The organism is Cupriavidus sp. H18C1 (assembly GCF_049311595.1).
In the GTDB taxonomy this organism is placed as follows: Bacteria; Pseudomonadota; Gammaproteobacteria; order Burkholderiales; family Burkholderiaceae; genus Cupriavidus; species Cupriavidus cauae.
On sequence record NZ_CP186008.1, the window covers coordinates 2,284,701 to 2,305,998 of the forward strand.

The following is a 21,298-nucleotide window of genomic DNA, read 5'->3' on the forward strand; positions in this document are numbered from 1 at the left end:
TGACCGCTTCCCGTCCGAACCTTTTTTTCGTCGGCCTGATGGGCGCCGGCAAGACTACTGTCGGCCGCACCGTGGCCCGCCGCCTCGGCTATGCCTTCGTCGATTCCGACCATGAGATCGAGGCGCGCTGCGGCGTGCGCATCCCGGTGATCTTCGATCACGAAGGCGAGAGCGGCTTTCGCGACCGCGAGGCGCAGATGATCGACGAGCTGACGCAGCGCGAGCGCATCGTGCTGGCGACCGGCGGCGGCGCGGTGCTGCGGCCCGAAAACCGCAGCCGGCTGAAGGCGCGCGGCACGGTGGTCTATCTGCGCGCCAGCCCGCACGACCTGTGGCTGCGCACGCGCCACGACCGCAACCGTCCGCTGCTGCAGACGCAGGATCCGAAGGGGCGTCTCGAGGCGCTGTACGCCGAGCGCGACCCGCTCTATCGCGAGGTTGCCGATTTCGTCATCGAGACCGGCAAGCCCTCGGTAGCCCAGCTTGCTAATATGGTGCTGATGCAACTCGAGATGTCCGGCTGGATCGCCGCGGCCGGCGGCAACGATGTCCACGGCGATGCCCGGAGCGATGTCCGCGGCGACGCCGCCAGCGATCCCCACCACGATGCCGACATCGAGCCGGCGCAAGATACCAAGACCGATGATCACGCTTGAAGTCGACCTGGGAGAGCGCAGCTATCCCATCCATATCGGCGCCGGCCTGCTCGACCGCGCCGACCTGCTGGCCCCGCATATCCGCGGCCGCCACGCCGTCATTGTCACCAACGAGACCGTGGGCCCGCTGTACGCGGCGCGGGTCGAGGCCACGCTGACCAGCCTCGGCAAGATCGTGCGCACGGTGACGCTGCCCGACGGCGAGTCCTTCAAGCACTGGCAGACGCTGAACCTGATCTTCGATGCGCTGCTCGGCGCGGGCGCGGACCGCAAGACCACGCTGATCGCGCTCGGCGGCGGCGTGGTCGGTGACATGACCGGGTTTGCCGCAGCCTGCTATATGCGCGGCGTGCCCTTCGTGCAGATGCCCACCACGCTGCTGGCCCAGGTCGATTCGTCGGTGGGCGGCAAGACCGGCATCAACCATCCGCTCGGCAAGAACATGATCGGCGCCTTCCACCAGCCGCAGGCGGTGATCGCCGATATCGGCACGCTCAAGACGCTGCCGCCGCGCGAACTGGCCGCGGGCCTGGCCGAGGTGATCAAGCATGGCGCGATCGCCGACGCGGACTACTTCGCCTGGATCGAGCAGCATATCGGCGCGCTCAACGCCTGCGACGACGACATGATGGCGCTCGCGGTGCAGCGCTCCTGCGAGATCAAGGCCGCGGTGGTGGCCGCCGACGAGCGCGAGGGCGGCATCCGCGCCACGCTCAATTTCGGCCATACCTTCGGCCATGCGATCGAGGCCGGCATGGGCTACGGCGAGTGGCTGCACGGCGAGGCGGTGGGCTGCGGCATGGTGATGGCCGCGGACCTGTCGCTGCGGCTGGGCTTCATCGACATCGAGACGCGCTCGCGCATCGAGCGGCTGGTGGCGGCCGCGATGCTGCCGGTGGTGGCGCCCGACCTGGGCGTGGACCGTTATATCGAGCTGATGAAGGTCGACAAGAAGGCCGAGGCCGGCCAGATCAAGTTCATCCTGCTCAGGAAGCTCGGCGAGGCGCTGATCACCAGCGTGCCCGATGCCGACCTGCGCGCCACGCTGCAGCACGCCGTATTGAAACGTCCCGCCGAGGCACCGGTCGCGTAAGCGGTCGGCCATGCCTCGCAACCCTCAGACGATGCCCGCATCGCCCAACCGGATTGCCGCATGACCGATCTCGAAAGCCATCTCGCTCCCTATGCCGCGCACTCGGCGCAGTCGCGCGGGCGTGTCCATGTCGAACCGGCGTCGTCCTCGCGCAGCGAGTTCCAGCGCGACCGCGACCGCGTGATCCACAGCACCGCGTTCCGCCGGCTCGAATACAAGACGCAGGTGTTCGTCAACCACGAGGGCGACCTGTTTCGCACGCGGCTGACGCACAGCCTCGAGGTGGCGCAGATCGCGCGGTCCATCGCCCGTAACCTGCGGCTGAACGAGGACCTGGTCGAGGCCATCTCGCTGGCGCACGACCTCGGTCACACGCCGTTCGGCCACGCCGGCCAGGATGCGCTGAACGCCTGCATGAAGAACCACGGCGGCTTCGAGCACAACCTGCAGAGCCTGCTGGTGGTGGACGAGCTGGAGGAGCGTTATGGCGGCTTCAACGGCCTGAACCTGACCTTCGAGACGCGCGAGGGCATCCTGAAACACTGCTCGCGCGTCAACGCCGCCGCGCTGGGCGAGCTGGGGCGGCGCTTCCTCGAAGGCACGCAGCCGTCGCTGGAGGCGCAGCTGGCGAACCTGGCCGACGAAATCGCCTACAACAACCACGATATCGACGACGGGCTGCGCTCGGGACTGCTGACGCTGGAGCAGATGGACGAGGTGCCGATGTGGGGCCGCCATCGCGCCGAGGTCATGGCGGCCTATCCGGGCATCAATGGCCGCCGGCTGATCAACGAGACGGTCCGCCGGATGATCAACACGCTGATCGTCGACCTGATCGAGACGACCCAGCGCAATATCGCCGCCGCCCGGCCGGCCGATATCGACGCGGTGCGCGCGGCCGGTCCGCTGGTCGCCTTCAGCCCCGCGGTCAGGGGAGGAGGCCCAGGCGCTCAAGCGCTTCCTGTTCCGCCATCTGTACCGCCACTACCTGGTGATGCGGATGTCGGCCAAGGCCCAGCGCATCATCAGCGACCTGTTCGAGGCCTTCATGGGCGACCCGCGCCTGCTGCCGCCGCAATACCAGGGCTCCCATGGCGGCGATCAGCCGCGGCTGATCGCCCACTACATCGCCGGCATGACGGACCGCTACGCGATCCGCGAGCATCGGCGGATGTTCGCGGTCGGCGAGCAGAACTGACGACCGGCCACCAAACCCGCGCATCAAGCCCGCGCATCAAGCCCGCGCACCAAGCCCAGCAGCTCGCGCACACCAGGTCCGCGCATCAGAAAATAGGGACAGATCAGCTATCATGGCGCCATCGCTCTGACACGATGGCGCCATGGCACGACTTCCCCCGCTTCTCTCCGACCGGCCTGCCGGCACTGGGTGTTGCAACGTGGCAACAACCGCCAGCCGGTCTTCCTCGGTCCCGATGACTACCGCTTCTACCTCGACTGCCTGCGCATGGCGGCGCGCGAGCACGATCTGGCGGTGCATGCCTATGGGCTGCGGCCCAACCATATCCATCTGGTGGCGACGCCGCGCCGCGACGACGCGCTGAGCCTGACCATGCAGGCGGTGGGCCGCCGCTACGCGCGCTACTTCAATCGCGTCGCCAACCGCACCGGTACCTTGTGGGAAGGGCGCTTCCGGTCGGCGGTGCTGGAGCCGGACGCCTGGATGCTGCCAGCCATGCTCTATGTCGAGGGCAACGCCGTCCGGGCGGGCGAGGCCAACACGCCGGAGGAGGATCGATGGAGCAGCCATCGCCATCATGTCGGGCTGGAGGCGAGCCCCTTTGTAAGCGATCACTCCGCCTATTGGGCGCTCGGCAATACGCCCTTCGAGCGCCAGTCGCGCTACCAATCGCTGGCGGCGGAAGGGCTGTCGTCGTCCACGCTGGCCGTGCTGCGCAAGCACGCGCATAGCGGCTGGCCGCTGGGCGGCGAGGCCTTCCTGCGGGGCCTGGAGCGCCATGCGGAACGGCGTGTGCAGCCCCTGCCGAAGGGGCGGCCGAAGCGTCCATCGGCCGAACCCGATGCTGCGGAAGCGTCATGATCGGTGCCCGGCCTCGGTCGATGGCCGTCGGGACGGCCCTGGATAGCGGCGGCGATAGCAGCCACGTATGACCGCCACGGATAACCCGCCGAAACCGCCCCCAAATGGTGCATTAGTAATATGTCCCCAATTAATGACCATCACCAAAACAGGGCATCGGTTAATATGATCCGACCCCATTTTATTTTTTGCGGGCCTCGGACGATTCTTTTATATTTGCTCCACCCACATTCATTGTGCGGCGCGTCACGTCCTGTGTACGCCGCTGCGGTCCCCTTCGCTGCCCCCCAGTCCGCCCGGACTGCACGCGAACGCCGTTCCGGCCGATGCCACACGAGGCGCGCTGCCCTCACCGGAATCGAAGCCCGTGGACCAATCGCAAATCCCGCCGGCCGAGCAGGCCCAACAGCAGATGGCCGCACAACCGGCCCCGCAACTGGCCGAAGCGCCCGCCGGCCGCCCGCAGGCGCAGGGCATGTACGACCCCGCCAACGAGCATGACGCTTGCGGCGTCGGCATGGTCGCCCACATCAAGGGCAAGAAGAGCCACGAGATCGTCCTGCAGGGCCTGAAGATCCTGGAGAACCTGGATCACCGCGGCGCGGTGGGCGCGGACCACCTGATGGGCGACGGCGCGGGCATCCTGATCCAGATTCCCGACCAGTTCTACCGCGAGGAAATGGCAAAACAGGGCGTGACCCTGCCGCCGGCCGGCGAGTATGGCGTCGGCATGATCTTCCTGCCGAAGGAACACGCCTCGCGCCTGGCCTGCGAACAGGAGCTCGAGCGCACTGTCCGCCTGGAAGGCCAGGTCGTGCTGGGCTGGCGCGACGTGCCGGTCGACGCGGCGATGCCGATGTCGCCGACCGTGCGCAAGACCGAGCCGGTGATCCGCCAGATCTTCATCGGCCGCGGCCGCGACATCATGACGACGGACGCGCTGGAGCGGAAGCTGTACGTGATCCGCAAGACCGCGAGCCACGCGATCCAGGCGCTCAAGCTCAAGCACGGCAAGGAATACTTCGTGCCGTCGATGTCGGCGCGCACCGTGGTCTACAAGGGCCTGCTGCTGGCCAACCAGGTCGGCGAGTACTACCGCGACCTGCAGGACCCGCGCGCCGTGTCGGCGCTGGCGCTGGTCCACCAGCGCTTCTCGACCAACACGTTCCCGGCCTGGGAGCTGGCGCACCCGTACCGGATGGTGGCCCACAACGGCGAAATCAACACCGTCAAGGGCAACGTCAACTGGATCAACGCGCGTACCGGCGCGATCTCGTCGCCGGTGCTGGGCGACGACCTGCCCAAGCTGTGGCCGCTGATCTATCCGGGCCAGTCCGATACCGCGTCGTTCGACAACTGCCTCGAGCTGCTGACGATGGCCGGCTATCCGCTGGTCCACGCGATGATGATGATGATTCCGGAAGCGTGGGAGCAGCACACGCTGATGGACGACAACCGCCGCGCCTTCTACGAATACCACGCCGCGATGATGGAGCCGTGGGACGGCCCCGCGGCGATCTGCTTTACCGACGGCCGCCAGATCGGCGCGACGCTGGACCGCAACGGCCTGCGTCCGGCGCGTTTCTACGTGACCGAGGACGACGTCGTGGTGCTGGCCTCCGAGGCCGGCGTGCTGCCGTTCCCCGAGTCGCGCGTGGTGCAGAAGTGGCGCCTGCAGCCGGGCAAGATGTTCCTGATCGACATGGAGCAGGGCCGCATCATCGATGACAAGGAACTGAAGGACAACCTGGCCAACGCCAAGCCCTACAAGAGCTGGATCGACGCCGTGCGCATCAAGCTCGACGAGATCGACGCGAAGCCCGAGGACGTCGCCTCCGAGGCCAAGCCCGCCGCCAAGCTGCTGGACCGTCAGCAGGCGTTCGGCTTCACGCAGGAGGACGTCAAGTTCCTGATGGCCCCGATGGCGCTGTCCGGCGAAGAGGCGACCGGCTCGATGGGCAACGACTCGCCGCTGGCGGTGCTGTCGTCGAAGAACAAGACGCTGTACCACTACTTCAAGCAGCTGTTCGCCCAGGTCACCAACCCGCCGATCGATCCGATCCGCGAGAACATGGTGATGTCGCTGGTGTCCTTCATCGGACCGAAGCCGAACCTGCTCGAGCTGAACAACATCAACCCGCCGATGCGCCTCGAAGTGTCCCAGCCGGTGCTGGACTTCAAGGACATCGCCAAGATCCGCAACATCGAGCACTACACCGGCGGCAAGTTCCGCTCGTACGAGCTCGACATCTGCTATCCGGCGCAGTGGGGCAAGGAAGGCATCGAGGCGCGCCTGGCCTCGCTGTGCGCCGAGGCCGTCGATGCGGTGAAGTCGGGCTACAACATCCTGATCGTGTCGGACCGCCGCGTCGATCCGTCGCACGTCGCGATCCCGGCGCTGCTGGCCACCTCGGCCATCCACCACCACCTGGTGGAGAAGGGCCTGCGCACGTCCACCGGCCTGGTGGTCGAGACGGGTTCCGCGCGCGAGGTCCATCACTTCGCGCTGCTGGCCGGCTACGGCGCCGAGGCCGTGCACCCGTATCTGGCGATGGAAACGCTGGCCGAGATGGCCGGCGGCCTGTCGGGCGACCTGTCGGCCGAGAAGGCGATCAAGAACTTCATCAAGGCGATCGGCAAGGGCCTGCAGAAGGTGATGTCCAAGATGGGCATCTCCACCTACATGTCGTACACCGGCGCGCAGATCTTCGAGGCCATCGGCCTGTCGCGCGAACTGGTGCAGAAGTACTTCCACGGGACCGCGTCGAACGTCGAGGGCATCGGCATCTTCGAGGTCGCCGAGGAAGCGCTGCGCCTGCACCGCGACGCCTTCGGCGACAGCCCGGTGCTGGAAAACATGCTCGACGCCGGCGGCGAATATGCCTTCCGCATCCGCGGCGAAGAGCATATGTGGACCCCGGACTCGATCGCCAAGCTGCAGCACTCGGTGCGCGCCAACGAAGGGCAGGGCGCCTACCAGACCTACAAGGAATACGCGAACCTGATCAACGACCAGAGCCGCCGCCACATGACGCTACGCGGCCTGTTCGAATTCAAGGTCGATCCGGCCAAGGCGATTCCGCTGGAGGAAGTCGAGCCGGCCAAGGAAATCGTCAAGCGCTTCGCCACCGGCGCGATGTCGCTCGGCTCGATCTCGACCGAGGCGCACACCACGCTGGCGATCGCGATGAACCGCATCGGCGGCAAGTCGAACACCGGCGAGGGCGGCGAGGACGAGAAGCGCTATCGCAACGAACTGCGCGGCATTCCGATCAAGAACGGCGACACGCTCAAGAGCCTGCTCGGCGACGACGTGGTCGAGCGCGACATCGAGCTCAAGGACGGCGATTCGCTGCGCTCGAAGATCAAGCAGGTCGCCTCGGGCCGGTTCGGCGTGACCGCCGAATACCTGGCCTCGGCCGACCAGATCCAGATCAAGATGGCGCAGGGCGCCAAGCCCGGCGAGGGCGGCCAGCTGCCCGGCCACAAGGTGTCGGACTACATCGGCAAGCTGCGTTATTCGGTGCCGGGCGTCGGCCTGATCTCGCCGCCGCCGCACCACGACATCTATTCGATCGAGGATCTGGCGCAGCTGATCCACGACCTGAAGAACGTCAATCCGCAGGCCGACATCTCGGTCAAGCTGGTGTCCGAAGTGGGCGTCGGCACGGTCGCGGCCGGCGTGGCCAAGGCCAAGGCCGACCACGTGGTGATCGCCGGCCATGACGGCGGCACCGGCGCCTCGCCGTGGTCCTCGATCAAGCACGCCGGCACGCCGTGGGAGCTGGGCCTGGCCGAGACGCAGCAGACGCTGATGCTCAACGGCCTGCGCAACCGCATCCGCGTGCAGGCCGACGGCCAGATGAAGACCGGCCGCGACGTCGTGATCGGCGCGCTGCTGGGCGCGGACGAGTTCGGCTTCGCCACCGCGCCGCTGGTCGCCGAGGGCTGCATCATGATGCGCAAGTGCCATCTGAACACCTGCCCGGTCGGCGTCGCCACGCAGGATCCGGTGCTGCGCAAGAAATTCCAGGGCAAGCCCGAGCACGTCGTCAATTTCTTCTTCTTCGTCGCCGAGGAAGCGCGCGAGATCATGGCGCAGCTGGGCATCCGCAGCTTCGACGAGCTGATCGGCCGCGCCGACCTGCTCGACACCCGTGCCGGCATCGAGCACTGGAAGGCGCGCGGCCTGGACTTCTCGCGCATCTTCTACCAGCCGCCGTTCCCGGGCGACCAACCGCGTTTCCACACCGATACGCAGGATCACGGCCTGGCGCCGGAAGCGGGCAAGGCGCTGGACCACGTGCTGATCGCCAAGTCGCGTGCGGCGATCGACAAGGGTGAGCGCGTGTCGTTCATCCAGCCGATCAAGAACGTCAACCGTACCGTCGGCGCGATGCTGTCGGGTGTGGTGGCGCGCCAGTACGGCCATGAAGGCCTGCCGGACGACACCATCCACATCCAGCTGCAGGGCACCGCGGGCCAGTCGTTCGGCGCTTTCCTGGCGCACGGCATCACGCTGGACCTGGTGGGCGACGCCAACGACTACGTCGGCAAGGGCCTGTCGGGCGGCCGCGTGATCGTGCGCACGCCGCACGAGTTCCGCGGCGATCCCACCCGCAACATCATCGTCGGCAATACCGTGCTGTACGGCGCGATCGCGGGCGAGGCCTTCTTCAACGGCGTGGCCGGCGAGCGCTTCGCGGTGCGCAACTCGGGCGCCGTCGCGGTGGTCGAGGGCACCGGCGACCATGGCTGCGAGTACATGACCGGCGGTACCGTGGTGGTGCTGGGCGCCACCGGCCGCAACTTCGCGGCCGGCATGTCGGGCGGCGTGGCCTACGTCTACGACGAGGACGGCCTGTTCGACAAGCGCTGCAACACCTCGATGGTCGCGCTCGAAGCGGTGCTGGGCGCCGCCGACCAGGAGAAGGGCCAGAGCGCGGCGAGCTGGCACAAGTTCGGCGGCAAGCGCCAGCTGGACGAGGTGATCCTGCGCGGCCTGATCGAGCAGCACTTCCGCTTCACCGGCTCGGAGCGCGCCAAGGCGCTGCTGTCGGACTGGACCACGGCGCGCCGCAAGTTCGTCAAGGTCTTCCCGACCGAGTACAAGCGGGCGCTGGGCGAGATGTACGCCAAGGAACAGGCCGCGCGCGACAGCGACCGCGAGGCGATCGCCGCCTGAGGGCGGGCACCGCAGCCGCGACGGCGAGGGCGGCAACGGTGGCGAATCGCTGCCGCCCTCGCCGTCCACCACACCACAATGACCTCACAACGGGGCGCGCGCGTCGCGCTGCGCCCCGAGCACAACCCAAGGAAGCGACATGGGCAAGGCGACTGGCTTTCTCGAATTTCCGCGCCAGAGCGAGAGTTACGAACCGGCACCGAAGCGGGTCCGGCATTACAAGGAATTCGTATTCCGGCTGAGCGACAACGAAGCCAAGGTGCAGGGCGCGCGCTGCATGGACTGCGGCATCCCGTTCTGCAACAACGGCTGCCCGGTCAACAACATCATCCCGGACTTCAACGACCTGGTGTATCGCCAGGACTGGAAGTCGGCGATCGACGTGCTGCACCAGACCAACAACTTCCCCGAGTTCACGGGCCGCATCTGCCCGGCGCCGTGCGAGGCAGCCTGTACGCTCGGCATCAATGAAGATCCGGTCGGCATCAAGTCGATCGAGCGCGCGATCGGCGACAAGGCCTGGGAAGAGGATTGGGTCAAGCCGCAGCCGCCCGCGCACAAGACCGGCAAGACGGTGGCCGTGGTCGGCTCGGGCCCCGCGGGCCTGGCCGCCGCGCAGCAGCTGGCGCGCGCCGGCCATGACGTCACGGTGTTCGAGAAGAACGACCGCATCGGCGGCCTGCTGCGCTACGGCATCCCCGACTTCAAGCTGGAGAAGACGCTGATCGACCGCCGCATGGCGCAGATGCAGGCCGAGGGCGTGACCTTCCGCGCCGGCGTGATGGTGACCGACGGCAAGCTGCCGGCAGGCATCAAGAACTACGCGAGCGAAACGATCTCGGCGCAGGAGCTGATGGACCAGTTCGACGCCGTCGTGCTGGCCGGCGGCGCCGAAGTGCCGCGCGATCTGCCGGTGCCGGGGCGCGACCTGCAGGGCGTGCATTTCGCGCTGGAATTCCTGATTCCGCAGAACAAGGAAGTGGCCGGCGACGGCCCCAACGAGATCCGCGCCGACGGCAAGCATGTCGTGGTGATCGGCGGCGGCGATACCGGCTCGGACTGCGTCGGCACCTCCAACCGCCATGGCGCGGTGTCGGTGACCCAGTTCGAACTGCTGCCGCAGCCGCCGGAGGAAGAGAACAAGCCGCTGGTGTGGCCGTACTGGCCGATCAAGCTGCGCACCTCGTCGTCGCACGAGGAAGGCTGCGAGCGCGACTGGTCGGTGGCGACCAAGGAATTCATCGGCGAGAACGGCAAGGTCACCGCGCTGAAGGCCTGCCGCGTCGAATGGAAGGACGGCCGCATGCAGGAAGTGCCGGACAGCGAGTTCGTGCTGAAGGCCGACCTGGTGCTGCTGGCGATGGGCTTCACCAACCCGGTGGGCTCGATGCTGGAGGCGTTCGGCGTCGACACCGACGCGCGCAAGAACGCCAAGGCCTCGACGGAGGGCGAGCGCGCCTACTTCACCAACGTGCCGAAGGTGTTCGCCGCGGGCGACGTGCGCCGCGGCCAGTCGCTGGTGGTGTGGGCGATCCGCGAAGGCCGTCAGGCCGCGCGCTCGGTCGATGCCTTCCTGATGGGGCATTCGGAACTGCCGCGCTGACGTTGTTCTGTATCGTCCCTCTTCCGCAACGGGAGAGGGACGAACCGCCAAGCGGCATCGCCCCGCAGGGCTACGCCCCGAGCTCCCTGCCCATCACCACCGCCCCGTCCCCATAGCGCGACAGCTTCGTCGCCGCTTCTTCGGCCAGCGCCACCTGCGCATAGCCCAGCCCCTGCCACCAGCGCGCCGCGCTCTGTACCGCGATCAGGCGCGAGCAGCGCAGGCCGGCCTGCATCGCGCCATGCCGCGCCTTCTCGTACAGCCGTTTCGCCAGCCCTCGCCCCTGCCCGGCGGGCGCCACCGCCATGTCGTGGATGAACCAGGTCAGCGGTGTTTCGCCGGCCCCCGGATCGCCGTGCCGCAGCACGCCGTCGAGCGGTGGCAGCGTCTCGCGCGGCCATGGGTGGGTCAGCAGATAGGCGGCGAGCCGGCGCGGCGCTTCGGCGTGCGCGGCGACCCAGCACAGCGCCGGCGCCAGCGCCAGGCGGCTGGCCAGCGCGTCGGCCGATTCGATCAATTCGGGGCGGTAGCACTGCGCCTGCACTGCCAGCACGTCAGGCAGATCGGCCGCCGCCATCGGCCGCAACAGGAATTCGGACATGGCGCGGATTATAGGGCTCGCCAATCGGCGGCCGTTCCGCAACGGGCGCTCGCTCGGCAACGGGCGCTCGCTCGGCAACGGGCGCTCGCTCGGCAACAGGCGCTCGCTGGGCAACAGGCGCTCGCTCGGCAACAGGCGCTCGCTGGGCAACAGGCGCTCGCTCGGCAACAGGCGCTCGCTTAGCCACAGGGACGGCTCGGCAACGGGCGACGGCTTAGCAACAGGCGACTCGGCAACAGGCGACGGCTCTGGGACAGGCGACGGCTCCGCAACAGACTGTCGCCGGATGTGCGTCCGGGTTGACCCGGCTATGGTTAACGCGGTCTGTGCTCCCCGGAACCGACTCCGTACAATCGTCCACAGCAAGAACAACGCTGCCTCGCTCACCCCTGTCAGCCAATCCAGGCGCCCCTCCAGCGCGGCGCCCCGGAGGATCTTGATGCCCGAAGTACGCATGCTTGCGCGGCTTTGGCGAGGTAAGGCGACGTTGCACTTCCCCGCCGTGACGGCGACCGGCGCGCACCACGCGACCGGGCGCGGCTTCCGGCCCCGGGCGCGCGGTGGTCACGCGGTGGTCGCGATGTGCCTTCTGTCGGCTCTCCTCGGCCCGGCCAGCGACGCGCTGGCCGGACCCCCGGTCGCGCGATCCGCCGCGCCATCCAGCGCGCCCGCCGCCGGGCAATCTGCGGCGACATCCTCCGCCGGACGCTCCGCCCCGATGTCCTTCCCCGCCCGCCCATTGCGGCTGGTCGTGCCGTTTCCCGCCGGCGGCGTGCCGGACGCCATTGCGCGCACGCTCGCCGAGAAGCTGACCGCCAAGCTCGGCGTGCCCGTCGAGGTCGACAACCGCCCGAGCGCCAACGGCACCACCGCCGGCGACGTCGTGGCCAAGGCCAGTTCCGACGGTCATACGCTGCTGCTGCACCAATCCACCATGCTGATCCAGTCCGGCGTGGAGCCGCTGCCCTACGACGTGGTGCGCGACTTCACGCCGGTGGCGCGGGTCGCGGCGATGCCGCTGTTCCTGGTGATCGACGCGCGGCTGCCGATCCGCACGGCGCAGCAGTGGCTGGCGGCGGTGCGGGCCAACCCGGGTGCCTACAGCGTCGGCACCGCGCAGGCCGGCACCCCGGCCCATCTGTATGCGGAATACGCGGTGCGCGGCATCCCCAACGGCGTGCCGCTGGTGACCGCCAAGGGCGAGGCGGCGCTGGTGCAGGAGATGCTCGCGGGCCGGATCAGCGCCTGTTTCTGCAATTTCGCCGCGGTCCAGCAGCATGTGCGCGAGGGCACGCTGCGGCTGCTCGGCGTGGCCGGCTCGGCGCGTTCGCCGCTGGCGCCGGGCGTGCCGACACTGCACGAGAGTGGACTCGACGGCTACGGCGCCGGACCGTGGCTCGGCGTGCTGGCGCCCGCCAAGACCCCGCGCGCGATCGTGGCGAAGCTGGCCACGGTACTCGACGAGGTGGTGCGCGAGGGCGACGTCGGGCGCCGGCTGGAATCGGTCGGGCTGACGCCGCTGCGCGACTCGCCCGAGGCCTTCGCCACCTCGATCCGCTCGGAATCGATCCAGTGGCAGGTGATCCTGCGCCAGGCCGGCGGACCGGTCGAACCTTGAGGCTCCCCACGGCCGGCGTTGCTGGAAGGGCATCAGCGGAAGGGCGTCAGCGAGAAGGGCGTCAGCGAGAAGGGCGTCAGCGAGAAGGGCGTCAACTGGAAGGGCGCGGGGCTGCGGTGCACTGCCATGCCTTGGCCCGGAATGCAACCGATTCCGCTTCGTCGCTCGATAGCGCACGTCGCGCCGCGTTGCAGCATTTCATCGCGGGCGCATTGCCCGGCACGCGCACGGACGAGTATAGGTATTAGCACTTATAATGCCGACCGTCCCTAGCGATGCCAACGTGACTGAAACCACACCCAACCTCGTCGAGCTGCAAGCGGTCGACTTCGCCTATGCGGCGGGCGGCAAGCCCATCCTGTCGGGCCTGTCCATGCGGATCCCGCGTGGCAAGGTCGTCGCGGTCATGGGCGGCTCCGGCTGCGGCAAGACCACCGTGCTGCGGCTGATCGGCGGCCAGGTCCGGCCGCAGCGCGGCCATGTCCGCTTCGACGGCGCCGATATCCCGACGCTGGACCGCGCCGGCCTCTATGCGGCACGGCGGCAGATGGGGATGCTGTTCCAGTTCGGCGCGCTGTTTACCGACCTGTCGGTGTTCGACAACGTCGCCTTCCCGCTGCGCGAACACACCGACCTGCCCGAATCGATGATCCGCGACCTGGTGCTGATGAAGCTCAACGCGGTGGGCCTGCGCGGGGCGCGCGACCTGATGCCGGCGCAGATCTCGGGGGGGCATGGCGCGCCGCGTGGCGCTGGCCCGGGCCATTGCCCTGGACCCCTCTCTGCTGATGTACGACGAGCCCTTTGCCGGGCTCGATCCGATTTCGCTGGGCCTGACCGCGCGGCTGATCCGCACGCTGAACGACGCGCTCGGCGCCACCACGATCATCGTGTCGCACGACGTGCACGAGACCTTCCAGATCGCCGACTACGTGTATTTCATCGCCGAAGGCCGCATCGCGGCGGAAGGGGGAGCCCGAGGCGCTGCGAGCCTCCACCGATCCCTTCGTCCACCAGTTCGTGCATGCCGAGGCCGACGGCCCGGTGCCGTTCCACTACGGCGGGCCGTCGCTCGCCGAGGACTTCGTCGGCGGGGCGGGGCGGTGATGGGCGCGCTCTACAACGCCATCGCGATGATCGGCTCGGCGGTGCGCCAGAGCGTCGAGGGCCTGGGCATGGCCACGCGGATGTTCCTCGCGATGCTGGCGATGTCGCCGTCGATGCTGCGGCGCTTCAGGCTGGTATCGGACCAGATCTTCTTCGTCGGCAACCTGTCGCTGGTGATCATCGCCGTGTCGGGGCTGTTCGTCGGCTTCGTACTCGGCCTGCAGGGCTACTACACGCTGAACCGCTACGGCTCCGAGCAGGCGCTCGGCCTGCTGGTGGCGCTGTCGCTGGTGCGCGAACTCGGCCCGGTGGTGACCGCGCTGCTGTTCGCCGGCCGCGCCGGCACCTCGCTGACCGCCGAGATCGGCCTGATGAAGGCCGGCGAGCAGTTGACCGCGATGGAAATGATGGCGGTGAACCCGTTGCAGCGCGTGGTCGCGCCGCGCTTCTGGGCGGGCGTGATCGCGATGCCGGTGCTCGCGGCGATCTTCAGCGCGGTCGGCATCCTCGGCGGCTATATCGTCGGCGTGCAGCTGATCGGCGTCGACGCCGGCGCGTTCTGGTCGCAGATGCAGGGCGGCGTCGATGTGCGCGACGACGTGCTGAACGGCGTCATCAAGAGCTTTATCTTCGGCATTGCCGTGACGTTTATCGCCTTGTACCAGGGCTACGAGGCCAAGCCGACGCCCGAGGGCGTGTCGCGCGCCACCACCCGCACCGTGGTGATCGCGTCGCTCGCCGTGCTGGGGCTCGATTTCCTGCTGACGGCGCTGATGTTCAGTACCTGAGCCCGGCATGGGCACTGTCGCATCCCGCTGGTTGAACTAGAGAATTCCGATGAGAAAGAACGCACTCGATTTCTGGGTGGGGCTGTTCGTGGTGGCCGGCTTCGTGGCCGTGCTGTTCCTCGCGCTGAAGGCCGGCAACATGAGCGCCTTCACCTTCGAGGACACCTACACCGTGCAGGCCCGCTTCGACAATATCGGCGGGCTGAAGGCGCGTGCCCCGGTCAAGAGCGCCGGCGTGGTGGTGGGCCGCGTCGCGCAGATCAGCTTCGACGACAAGAATTACCAGGCCACGGTGACGATGCACCTGGAGCAGCGCTACCAGTTTCCCAAGGACACGTCGGCCAAGATCCTGACGTCGGGGCTGCTGGGCGAGCAATACATCGGCCTCGAAGCGGGCGGCGATACCGCAATGCTGGCCGACGGCGCACGGATCACGATGACCCAGTCGGCCGTGGTGCTGGAGAATTTGATCGGGCAATTCCTATACAACAAGGCGGCCGACGCGGGCGGCACGGGAGCGGAGAAATGAGGGGTTCGGGAGTTCACGGGCGCTGGCTGCTGGCCGGCGCGATGGCGGTCGCCCTGGCGGGCTGCGCGACGGGGCCGGACGCCAATCCGCGCGACCCGCTCGAGCCGTTCAACCGCGAAGTCAACAAGATCAATGAGGACTTCGACAAGGGCGTGATGCGCCCGATCGCCGAGGTCTATGCCGACTACGTGCCGTCGCCGGTCCGCACCGCGGTCAGCAACGTGTTCTCCAATGTCAGCGACGTCTACTCGGCGCTGAACAACCTGCTGCAAGGCAAGCCGACGCGCTTCGCCGAGGACACCATGCGGGTGGCGATCAACACGGTGCTGGGCATCGGCGGCCTGATCGACATCGCCACGCCGGCCGGCCTGCCGAAGTACAAGGAAGACTTCGGCCAGACGCTGGGCGTGTGGGGCGTGCCGCCCGGCCCGTACCTGGTGCTGCCGCTGTTCGGCCCGAGCACGGTGCGCGACACCGGCGGCATGCTGGTCGACCGGCAGGCCGATCCGTCAGCCTACCTGCATCCGGTCTGGATGCGCAATACGCTGATCGGCGTGCGCGTGGTCAGCGCCCGTGCCGAACTGCTGGGCGCGAGCAACCTGGTCGAGATGGCCGCGCTGGACCGCTACTCGTTCATGCGCGACGCCTATCTGCAGCGCCGCGAGTACCTGGTCTACGACGGCAATCCGCCGGACCGCGAGGACGATGGCGTCGACAGCGACGCCAAGCCGACGCCGCCGAGCTCGGGTTCGGGCGAAAGCCTGCCGGGCCAGACCATGCCGGTGCCGCCGGTCGCGCCGTCGCTGTCGCCCGGCCGGCTTGGCCTGTGAGGCATTGCTTAACGCCGGCGCTGACCCTGATGTTGAGAGGCGCCGGCGTCACCGCGGTCGACGGGCGGCCCACCGGCTTTGTGAGCGCCCGGTCACCGCTGCAACAAACTGTGATAACCGGTGCCAGCGCCCCGTGCGCCCGGCACCATGAACTTGCCCGGGGTGCGCGCTCTCCAACGTACGCATCCCCCGCCGCCCCCGGCGGAACAAGATAGACAAGGAAAAACCATGTTCAAGCGACTGTTGCTTCCCTTCATCGCCGCCTTCGCCATGGCCGGCGCGGCCATGGCCCAGAGCCCGGATACCTCGACCCCGGACGGGCTGATCAAGGCGCTGGTGGACGACGTGATGGCCACCGTCAAGGCCGACAAGGAAATGCAGGCCGGCAGCATTCCCAAGATCACCGCGCTGGTCGAGCAGAAGATCCTGCCGAACGCCAACTTCCAGAAGACCACGCAGATCGCGATGGGCCGCAACTGGGCGAAGGCGACGCCGGAGCAGCAGAAGCAGATCGTCGAGGAATTCAAGATGCTGCTGATCCGCACCTACGCGGGCGCCGTCTCGCAGATCCGCGACCAGACTGTGCAGTTCCGCCCGTTCCGCGCCGCGCCGGAAGACACCGAGGTCACCGTGCGCACCCAGGTCATCAACAAGGGCGAGCCGATCCAGATGGACTACCGCCTGGAGAAGACGGCGCAGGGCTGGAAGGTCTACGACATCAACGTGCTGGGCGCCTGGCTGACCGAAGCCTACAAGGGCAGCTTCAACACGATCGCCAGCCAGCAGGGCATCGAAGGCGTGATCAAGACCCTGCAGGACCGCAACCGCCAGCTGGCCAGCGCGAAGGGCTAAGCCGGCTGAGCAAGTTGAGCCCCGGCGCGGCCGCCATGCCGTGACGACGCGGTGCAGCACGTGGAGGCTGCGCCGCGTTACAATGCCGGCTCGTGCCCGGGCTTCACCGCACCGGCCGTTTTCCCCGACCAAGCCCCTTACCGATCGACCGCCTCGATGCTCTCACTCGGAACTTCGCTGACCAACCGCAACGCCGCCGCCGTGCTGCGCGATGCGGCCGCGCGCGTGGCGCAAGGGGGAAGCGCAGGTCGATTGCAGCGCGCTCGGGCAGGTCGATTCGTCGGCGGTGGCGGTGATGCTGGCGCTGCATCGCGACGCCAGCGCGCGCGGCCGGACCCTGGCGTTCGTCGGCGTGCCGCAGCAACTGGCGGCGCTCGCCAGCCTGTACGGGGTCGATACGCTGCTGGCGCTGTCGCCGCAGGACCCGGCATCGGCGGCGGTGCAAGACATCGCCGACACTGCGGCCGAGACTGCGGCCGAGACTGCGACCGAACCTGCCGCCGATCCCGCGGCCGAATCCGCCTCCGCAGCGGCCCCCGCCCCCCCTCGAGCAAGCCGCCTTGCATCGACATTGAACCGGCATCCGCGGTGAGCGCCGGGCGATGGCCCGCGCCGGTACCGTCGCGATGCCTCGGCGCCGGCCGCCAGCCGACGCCGCGTCCCAAGCGGGGACATCCCCGCATCCCCTATAATTCCGGGTTATTCGTTCGTCAGCACCGCCGCGCGCCTACGCGCGATGCGCCTGCCACGCCGGCAGCCGGCAAGCCAGGCGGGCGACCAGTCCGGCAGCTGTATCACCCTCAGGCGGTCCCCGCCATTTCCAGGAGCCCGGCGCGGCAGCGCGACGCTCGCACGCCCGCCAGACGATATCGGCCATGAAAGCCATCGAAATCCAGGATGTCCGCAAGCGCTACCGCAATCTGCAGGCGCTCAAGGGCGTCAGCTTCAGTGTCGAGCGCGGCGAATTCTTCGGCCTGCTCGGCCCCAACGGCGCGGGCAAGACCACGCTGATCTCGATCCTCGCCGGACTGAACCGCGCCGACTCCGGCCAGGTGCGCGTGCATGGCCACGACGTGGTCGGCGATTACCGGGTGGCGCGCCGCATGCTGGGCGTGGTGCCGCAGGAGCTGGTGTTCGATCCGTTCTTCACGGTGCGCGAGACGCTGCGGCTGCAGTCGGGCTATTTCGGCCTGACGCGCAACGACGACTGGATCGACGAGATCATGGCCAACCTGGACCTGACCGACAAGGCCGACGCCAACATGCGCCAGCTCTCGGGCGGCATGAAGCGCCGCGTGCTGGTCGCGCAGGCGCTGGTGCATCGTCCGCCGGTGATCGTGCTCGACGAACCGACCGCCGGCGTGGACGTGGAGCTGCGCCAGACGCTGTGGAAATTCATCTCCCGGCTGAACCGCGAAGGTCATACCATCATCCTGACCACCCACTATCTGGAAGAGGCCGAGGCCCTGTGCGATCGCATCGCGATGCTCAAGTTCGGCGAGGTGGTGGCGCTGGACCGCACCAGCAGCCTGCTGAGCCAGTTCGCCGGCCTGCAGCTGGTGCTGACGCTGTCGGCCGGACGCCTGCCGGCCTCGCTGGAGCCGCTGCGGATGCCGTCCAATCCGGGCGAGCGCGCGATCCGGCTGCGGCTGTCCGGCTACCAGGTGGTCGAACCGATCCTCGCGGCATGCCGCGAGGCGGGCTGCGAAATCGAAGACATGGAAATCAACAAGGCCGACCTCGAGGACGTATTCGTGCAGATCATGGGGAGGGAAGGGCGCAAGCCGGCCTCGCGTGACGCCGGAGCGGACCGCGACGCGGACAGCGACGGGAACGCAGACGGCGGCAAGCGCGCCGCAGACCGGGCCGAACCGGTCAATGCCACCCCTTCCTCGCTGGAGAGCCCGGTATGAAACATCCTGCCGGACTTGACCAGGCGCAACAGGACGCCCGCGACGGCGGCGGCGACGACAGCCGGCACCTTGCGCCGATGGCGGTGGGCGGCCTGGTGGGCTTTCGCACGCTGCTGTACAAGGAAGTGCTGCGCTTCTGGAAGGTCAGCTTCCAGACCGTGGCCGCGCCGGTGCTCACCGCGATCCTCTATCTGCTGATCTTCGGCCACGTGCTGGAGGACCGCGTCCGGGTCTACGACCAGATCAGCTACACCGCCTTCCTGGTGCCCGGGCTGGTGATGATGAGCATCCTGCAGAACGCGTTCGCCAACAGCTCTTCGTCGCTGATCCAGTCCAAGATCACCGGCAACCTGGTGTTCGTGCTGCTGCCGCCGCTGTCGCACTGGGAGATGTTCGGCGCCTACGTGACCGCCGCCATCGTGCGCGGACTGGCGGTCGGCCTGGGCGTGCTGCTGGTGACGGTGTGGTTCGCCGACCTGCATGTCGCCAATGTCGCCTGGATCGTCGTCTTCGCGCTGCTCGGCGCCGGCATGCTAGGCACGCTGGGCCTGATCGCCGGCATCTGGGCCGAGAAGTTCGACCAACTGGCGGCCTTCCAGAATTTCCTGATCATGCCGGCGACCTTCCTGTCCGGCGTGTTTTATTCGATCCACTCGCTGCCCGCGTTCTGGCAGACGGTGTCGCACGCCAATCCGTTCTTCTACATGATCGACGGGTTCCGCCACGGCTTCTTCGGCGTCTCCGACGTGTCGCCGTGGTTCAGCCTGGCCGTGGTGGCGAGCGCCTTCGCCGTGGTCGCGGCGATCGCGCTGCGGCTGCTGCAGAGCGGCTACAAGCTGCGGCACTGATCTTGCGAGACCAAGCCGGGCCGACACGCGCGAGAGCGGGACGCAACCAGACGAAACGAGATTCACCATGCTGCCTACACCGGAACAAGTCAGGGACTACATCGCCCAGGGGCTGCCCTGCGAACACCTCGAAGTGGAGGGCGACGGCCAGCACTTCTTCGCCACGATCGTCAGCGCCGAGTTCGAGGGCAAGCGGCTGATCCAGCGCCATCAGCGCGTCTATGCCGCGCTCGGCGACCGCATGCGGGCCGAAATCCACGCGCTGTCGATGAAGACGCTGACGCCCGCCGAATGGCAAGGCGGGCAGGGCGAACATGCCGGCCAGCCCGGCCAGCGCTGAGCGGCCGCGCATCCTCATGGATCAACTCGAAATCCACGGCAACGGACCGCTGCGCGGCGAAATCCGCGTCTCGGGGGGCGAAGAACGCCGCCCTGCCGATCCTGTGCGCGAGCCTGCTGACGGCCGACACGCTGACCCTGGACAACGTGCCTGATCTGCAGGACGTGCGCACCATGCTGGCGCTGCTGCGCCAGATGGGCGTGCGCATCGAGCAGGACGGCACGCACCTGACGCTGAACGCGGGCGCGATCCTCTCGCCCGAGGCGCCCTATGAAATGGTCAAGACCATGCGCGCGTCGATCCTGGTGCTCGGGCCGCTGGTCGCGCGCCTGGGCGAGGCGCGGGTATCGCTGCCCGGCGGCTGCGCCATCGGTGCGCGGCCGGTCGACCAGCACATCAAGGGCCTGCAGGCCATGGGCGCCGACATCGCGATCGAGCACGGCTTCATCCACGCGCGTGCGCGCCGGCTCAAGGGCGCGCGCATCGTCACGGACATGATCACGGTGACGGGCACCGAGAACCTGCTGATGGCGGCCACGCTGGCCGAGGGCGAGACCGTGCTGGAGAACGCGGCGCGCGAGCCCGAGGTCACCGACCTGGCCAACCTGCTGGTGAGCATGGGCGCCCGCATCGAGGGCATCGGCACCGACCGGCTGGTGATTCACGGCGTCGAGCGCCTGCACGGGACCGAGCATCGCGTGATTGCCGATCGCATCGAGGCCGGCACGTTCCTGTGCGCCGCCGCGGCGACGCTGGGCGAGGTGGTGGTGCGCGATGTCCCGCCGGTCATTCTGGACGCGGTGCTCGACAAGCTGGTTGAAGCCGGTGCATCGATCGAGCGCGGCGCCGACTGGGTGCGGCTGTCGATGCGCCAGCGCCCACGGGCGGTCAGCTTTCGCACCTCCGAATACCCGGCCTTTCCGACCGACATGCAGGCGCAGTTCATGGCGCTCGATTGCGTGGCCGAGGGCGCGGCGCGGGTCACCGAGACGATCTTCGAGAACCGCTTCATGCACGTGCAGGAGCTGAACCGGCTCGGCGCCAACATCGCGGTCGAAGGCAATACCGCGGTGGTGACCGGCGTGCCGCGCCTGTCGGGCGCGCGCGTGATGGCCACCGATCTGCGCGCCTCGGCCAGCCTGGTGATCGCCGGCCTGATCGCCGACGGCCAGACCGTGATCGACCGCATCTACCACCTGGACCGCGGCTACGACCGCATGGAAGACAAGCTGTCCGCAGTCGGTGCGCGCATCCGCCGCATCGCCGGCTGACCCAC

General features: G+C 68.2%; 13 protein-coding genes and 5 pseudogenes. 17 read left to right on the forward strand and 1 reads right to left on the reverse strand.

Annotation, left to right across the window (positions count from 1 at the left end; translation table 11 throughout):
* The first annotated feature begins 38 nt into the window (after positions 1 to 38).
* From OJJOAM_RS10625 to OJJOAM_RS10650, 6 genes and pseudogenes are all read left to right on the forward strand, one after another.
* Positions 39 to 656, forward strand: a complete 618-nt coding sequence (locus tag OJJOAM_RS10625; RefSeq protein ID WP_422649566.1) for a shikimate kinase — start codon at positions 39 to 41, stop codon at positions 654 to 656.
* Positions 643 to 1,749, forward strand: a complete 1,107-nt coding sequence (gene aroB / locus OJJOAM_RS10630; RefSeq protein WP_422647922.1) for a 3-dehydroquinate synthase — start codon at positions 643 to 645, stop codon at positions 1,747 to 1,749. The genes OJJOAM_RS10625 and aroB overlap by 14 nt, the downstream gene beginning before the upstream one ends.
* 60 nt (positions 1,750 to 1,809) lie before the next feature.
* A pseudogene (locus OJJOAM_RS10635) lies at positions 1,810 to 2,947 on the forward strand (deoxyguanosinetriphosphate triphosphohydrolase).
* Between the two features lie 134 nt (positions 2,948 to 3,081).
* Positions 3,082 to 3,808, forward strand: a pseudogene (locus OJJOAM_RS10640) (transposase).
* Between the two features lie 412 nt (positions 3,809 to 4,220).
* Positions 4,221 to 8,993, forward strand: coding sequence for a glutamate synthase-related protein (locus OJJOAM_RS10645; RefSeq protein WP_422649567.1), 4,773 nt, complete (start codon positions 4,221 to 4,223; stop codon positions 8,991 to 8,993).
* Between the two features lie 139 nt (positions 8,994 to 9,132).
* Positions 9,133 to 10,596: a glutamate synthase subunit beta gene (locus OJJOAM_RS10650; RefSeq protein WP_422647923.1), complete on the forward strand. Its 1,464-nt coding sequence runs from the start codon at positions 9,133 to 9,135 to the stop codon at positions 10,594 to 10,596.
* A 70-nt stretch (positions 10,597 to 10,666) separates the two neighbouring features.
* On the opposite strand, the gene OJJOAM_RS10655 is transcribed toward OJJOAM_RS10650, so the two are convergent.
* Positions 10,667 to 11,197 carry a GNAT family N-acetyltransferase gene (locus tag OJJOAM_RS10655; protein WP_422647924.1) on the reverse strand — a complete coding sequence of 177 codons (531 nt, stop codon included), beginning with the start codon at positions 11,195 to 11,197 and terminating at the stop codon, positions 10,667 to 10,669.
* Positions 11,198 to 11,636: 439 nt separating this feature from the next.
* Here OJJOAM_RS10655 and OJJOAM_RS10660 point away from each other — a divergent pair, with 439 nt between their 5' ends.
* The 11 genes and pseudogenes from OJJOAM_RS10660 to murA all read left to right on the forward strand — a co-directional run bounded on the left by OJJOAM_RS10660 (position 11,637) and on the right by murA (position 21,293).
* A complete protein-coding gene (locus tag OJJOAM_RS10660; protein ID WP_422647925.1) occupies positions 11,637 to 12,815 on the forward strand; it encodes a Bug family tripartite tricarboxylate transporter substrate binding protein in 1,179 nt (392 codons plus the stop codon).
* 256 nt (positions 12,816 to 13,071) lie between these two features.
* Positions 13,072 to 13,922: pseudogene (locus tag OJJOAM_RS10665) on the forward strand (ABC transporter ATP-binding protein).
* Between the two features lie 26 nt (positions 13,923 to 13,948).
* Positions 13,949 to 14,710, forward strand: coding sequence for a lipid asymmetry maintenance ABC transporter permease subunit MlaE (gene mlaE, locus OJJOAM_RS10670; protein WP_422649568.1), 762 nt, complete (start codon positions 13,949 to 13,951; stop codon positions 14,708 to 14,710).
* Between the two features lie 49 nt (positions 14,711 to 14,759).
* A complete protein-coding gene (gene mlaD, locus OJJOAM_RS10675; protein WP_422647926.1) occupies positions 14,760 to 15,239 on the forward strand; it encodes an outer membrane lipid asymmetry maintenance protein MlaD in 480 nt (159 codons plus the stop codon).
* Positions 15,236 to 16,069 carry an MlaA family lipoprotein gene (locus OJJOAM_RS10680; RefSeq protein WP_422647927.1) on the forward strand — a complete coding sequence of 278 codons (834 nt, stop codon included), beginning with the start codon at positions 15,236 to 15,238 and terminating at the stop codon, positions 16,067 to 16,069. The genes mlaD and OJJOAM_RS10680 overlap by 4 nt, the downstream gene beginning before the upstream one ends.
* Positions 16,070 to 16,297: 228 nt before the next feature.
* Positions 16,298 to 16,921, forward strand: a complete 624-nt coding sequence (locus tag OJJOAM_RS10685) for an MlaC/ttg2D family ABC transporter substrate-binding protein (protein ID WP_174107841.1) — start codon at positions 16,298 to 16,300, stop codon at positions 16,919 to 16,921.
* 156 nt (positions 16,922 to 17,077) lie between these two features.
* A pseudogene (locus OJJOAM_RS10690) lies at positions 17,078 to 17,330 on the forward strand (STAS domain-containing protein); the annotation flags it as partial.
* Between the two features lie 466 nt (positions 17,331 to 17,796).
* Positions 17,797 to 18,834, forward strand: a complete 1,038-nt coding sequence (locus tag OJJOAM_RS10695) for an ABC transporter ATP-binding protein (RefSeq protein ID WP_422647928.1) — start codon at positions 17,797 to 17,799, stop codon at positions 18,832 to 18,834.
* Positions 18,835 to 18,911: 77 nt separating this feature from the next.
* Positions 18,912 to 19,682, forward strand: coding sequence for an ABC transporter permease (locus tag OJJOAM_RS10700; protein ID WP_422649569.1), 771 nt, complete (start codon positions 18,912 to 18,914; stop codon positions 19,680 to 19,682).
* 67 nt (positions 19,683 to 19,749) lie between these two features.
* Positions 19,750 to 20,022 (forward strand): BolA family protein, encoded by a 273-nt coding sequence (locus tag OJJOAM_RS10705; protein WP_149319715.1) that lies wholly within the window; start codon positions 19,750 to 19,752, stop codon positions 20,020 to 20,022.
* 16 nt (positions 20,023 to 20,038) lie between these two features.
* Positions 20,039 to 21,293 (forward strand): annotated as a pseudogene (gene murA, locus OJJOAM_RS10710) (UDP-N-acetylglucosamine 1-carboxyvinyltransferase).
* Positions 21,294 to 21,298: the final 5 nt, after the last annotated feature.

What these genes read in the sequence shown, in the direction of transcription:
- OJJOAM_RS10655 (WP_422647924.1), bottom strand. Translation starts at nt 11,197, where the DNA reads ATGTCCGAATTCCTGTTGCGGCCGATGGCGGCGGCCGATCTGCCTGAC.
- OJJOAM_RS10705 (WP_149319715.1), top strand. Translation starts at nt 19,750, where the DNA reads ATGCTGCCTACACCGGAACAAGTCAGGGACTACATCGCCCAGGGGCTG.
- OJJOAM_RS10695 (WP_422647928.1), top strand. Translation starts at nt 17,797, where the DNA reads ATGAAAGCCATCGAAATCCAGGATGTCCGCAAGCGCTACCGCAATCTG.
- OJJOAM_RS10700 (WP_422649569.1), top strand. Translation starts at nt 18,912, where the DNA reads ATGGCGGTGGGCGGCCTGGTGGGCTTTCGCACGCTGCTGTACAAGGAA.
- OJJOAM_RS10685 (WP_174107841.1), top strand. Translation starts at nt 16,298, where the DNA reads ATGTTCAAGCGACTGTTGCTTCCCTTCATCGCCGCCTTCGCCATGGCC.
- aroB (WP_422647922.1), top strand. Translation starts at nt 643, where the DNA reads ATGATCACGCTTGAAGTCGACCTGGGAGAGCGCAGCTATCCCATCCAT.
- OJJOAM_RS10645 (WP_422649567.1), top strand. Translation starts at nt 4,221, where the DNA reads ATGGCCGCACAACCGGCCCCGCAACTGGCCGAAGCGCCCGCCGGCCGC.
- mlaD (WP_422647926.1), top strand. Translation starts at nt 14,760, where the DNA reads ATGAGAAAGAACGCACTCGATTTCTGGGTGGGGCTGTTCGTGGTGGCC.
- mlaE (WP_422649568.1), top strand. Translation starts at nt 13,949, where the DNA reads ATGATCGGCTCGGCGGTGCGCCAGAGCGTCGAGGGCCTGGGCATGGCC.
- OJJOAM_RS10680 (WP_422647927.1), top strand. Translation starts at nt 15,236, where the DNA reads ATGAGGGGTTCGGGAGTTCACGGGCGCTGGCTGCTGGCCGGCGCGATG.
- OJJOAM_RS10650 (WP_422647923.1), top strand. Translation starts at nt 9,133, where the DNA reads ATGGGCAAGGCGACTGGCTTTCTCGAATTTCCGCGCCAGAGCGAGAGT.
- OJJOAM_RS10625 (WP_422649566.1), top strand. Translation starts at nt 39, where the DNA reads ATGGGCGCCGGCAAGACTACTGTCGGCCGCACCGTGGCCCGCCGCCTC.
- OJJOAM_RS10660 (WP_422647925.1), top strand. Translation starts at nt 11,637, where the DNA reads ATGCCCGAAGTACGCATGCTTGCGCGGCTTTGGCGAGGTAAGGCGACG.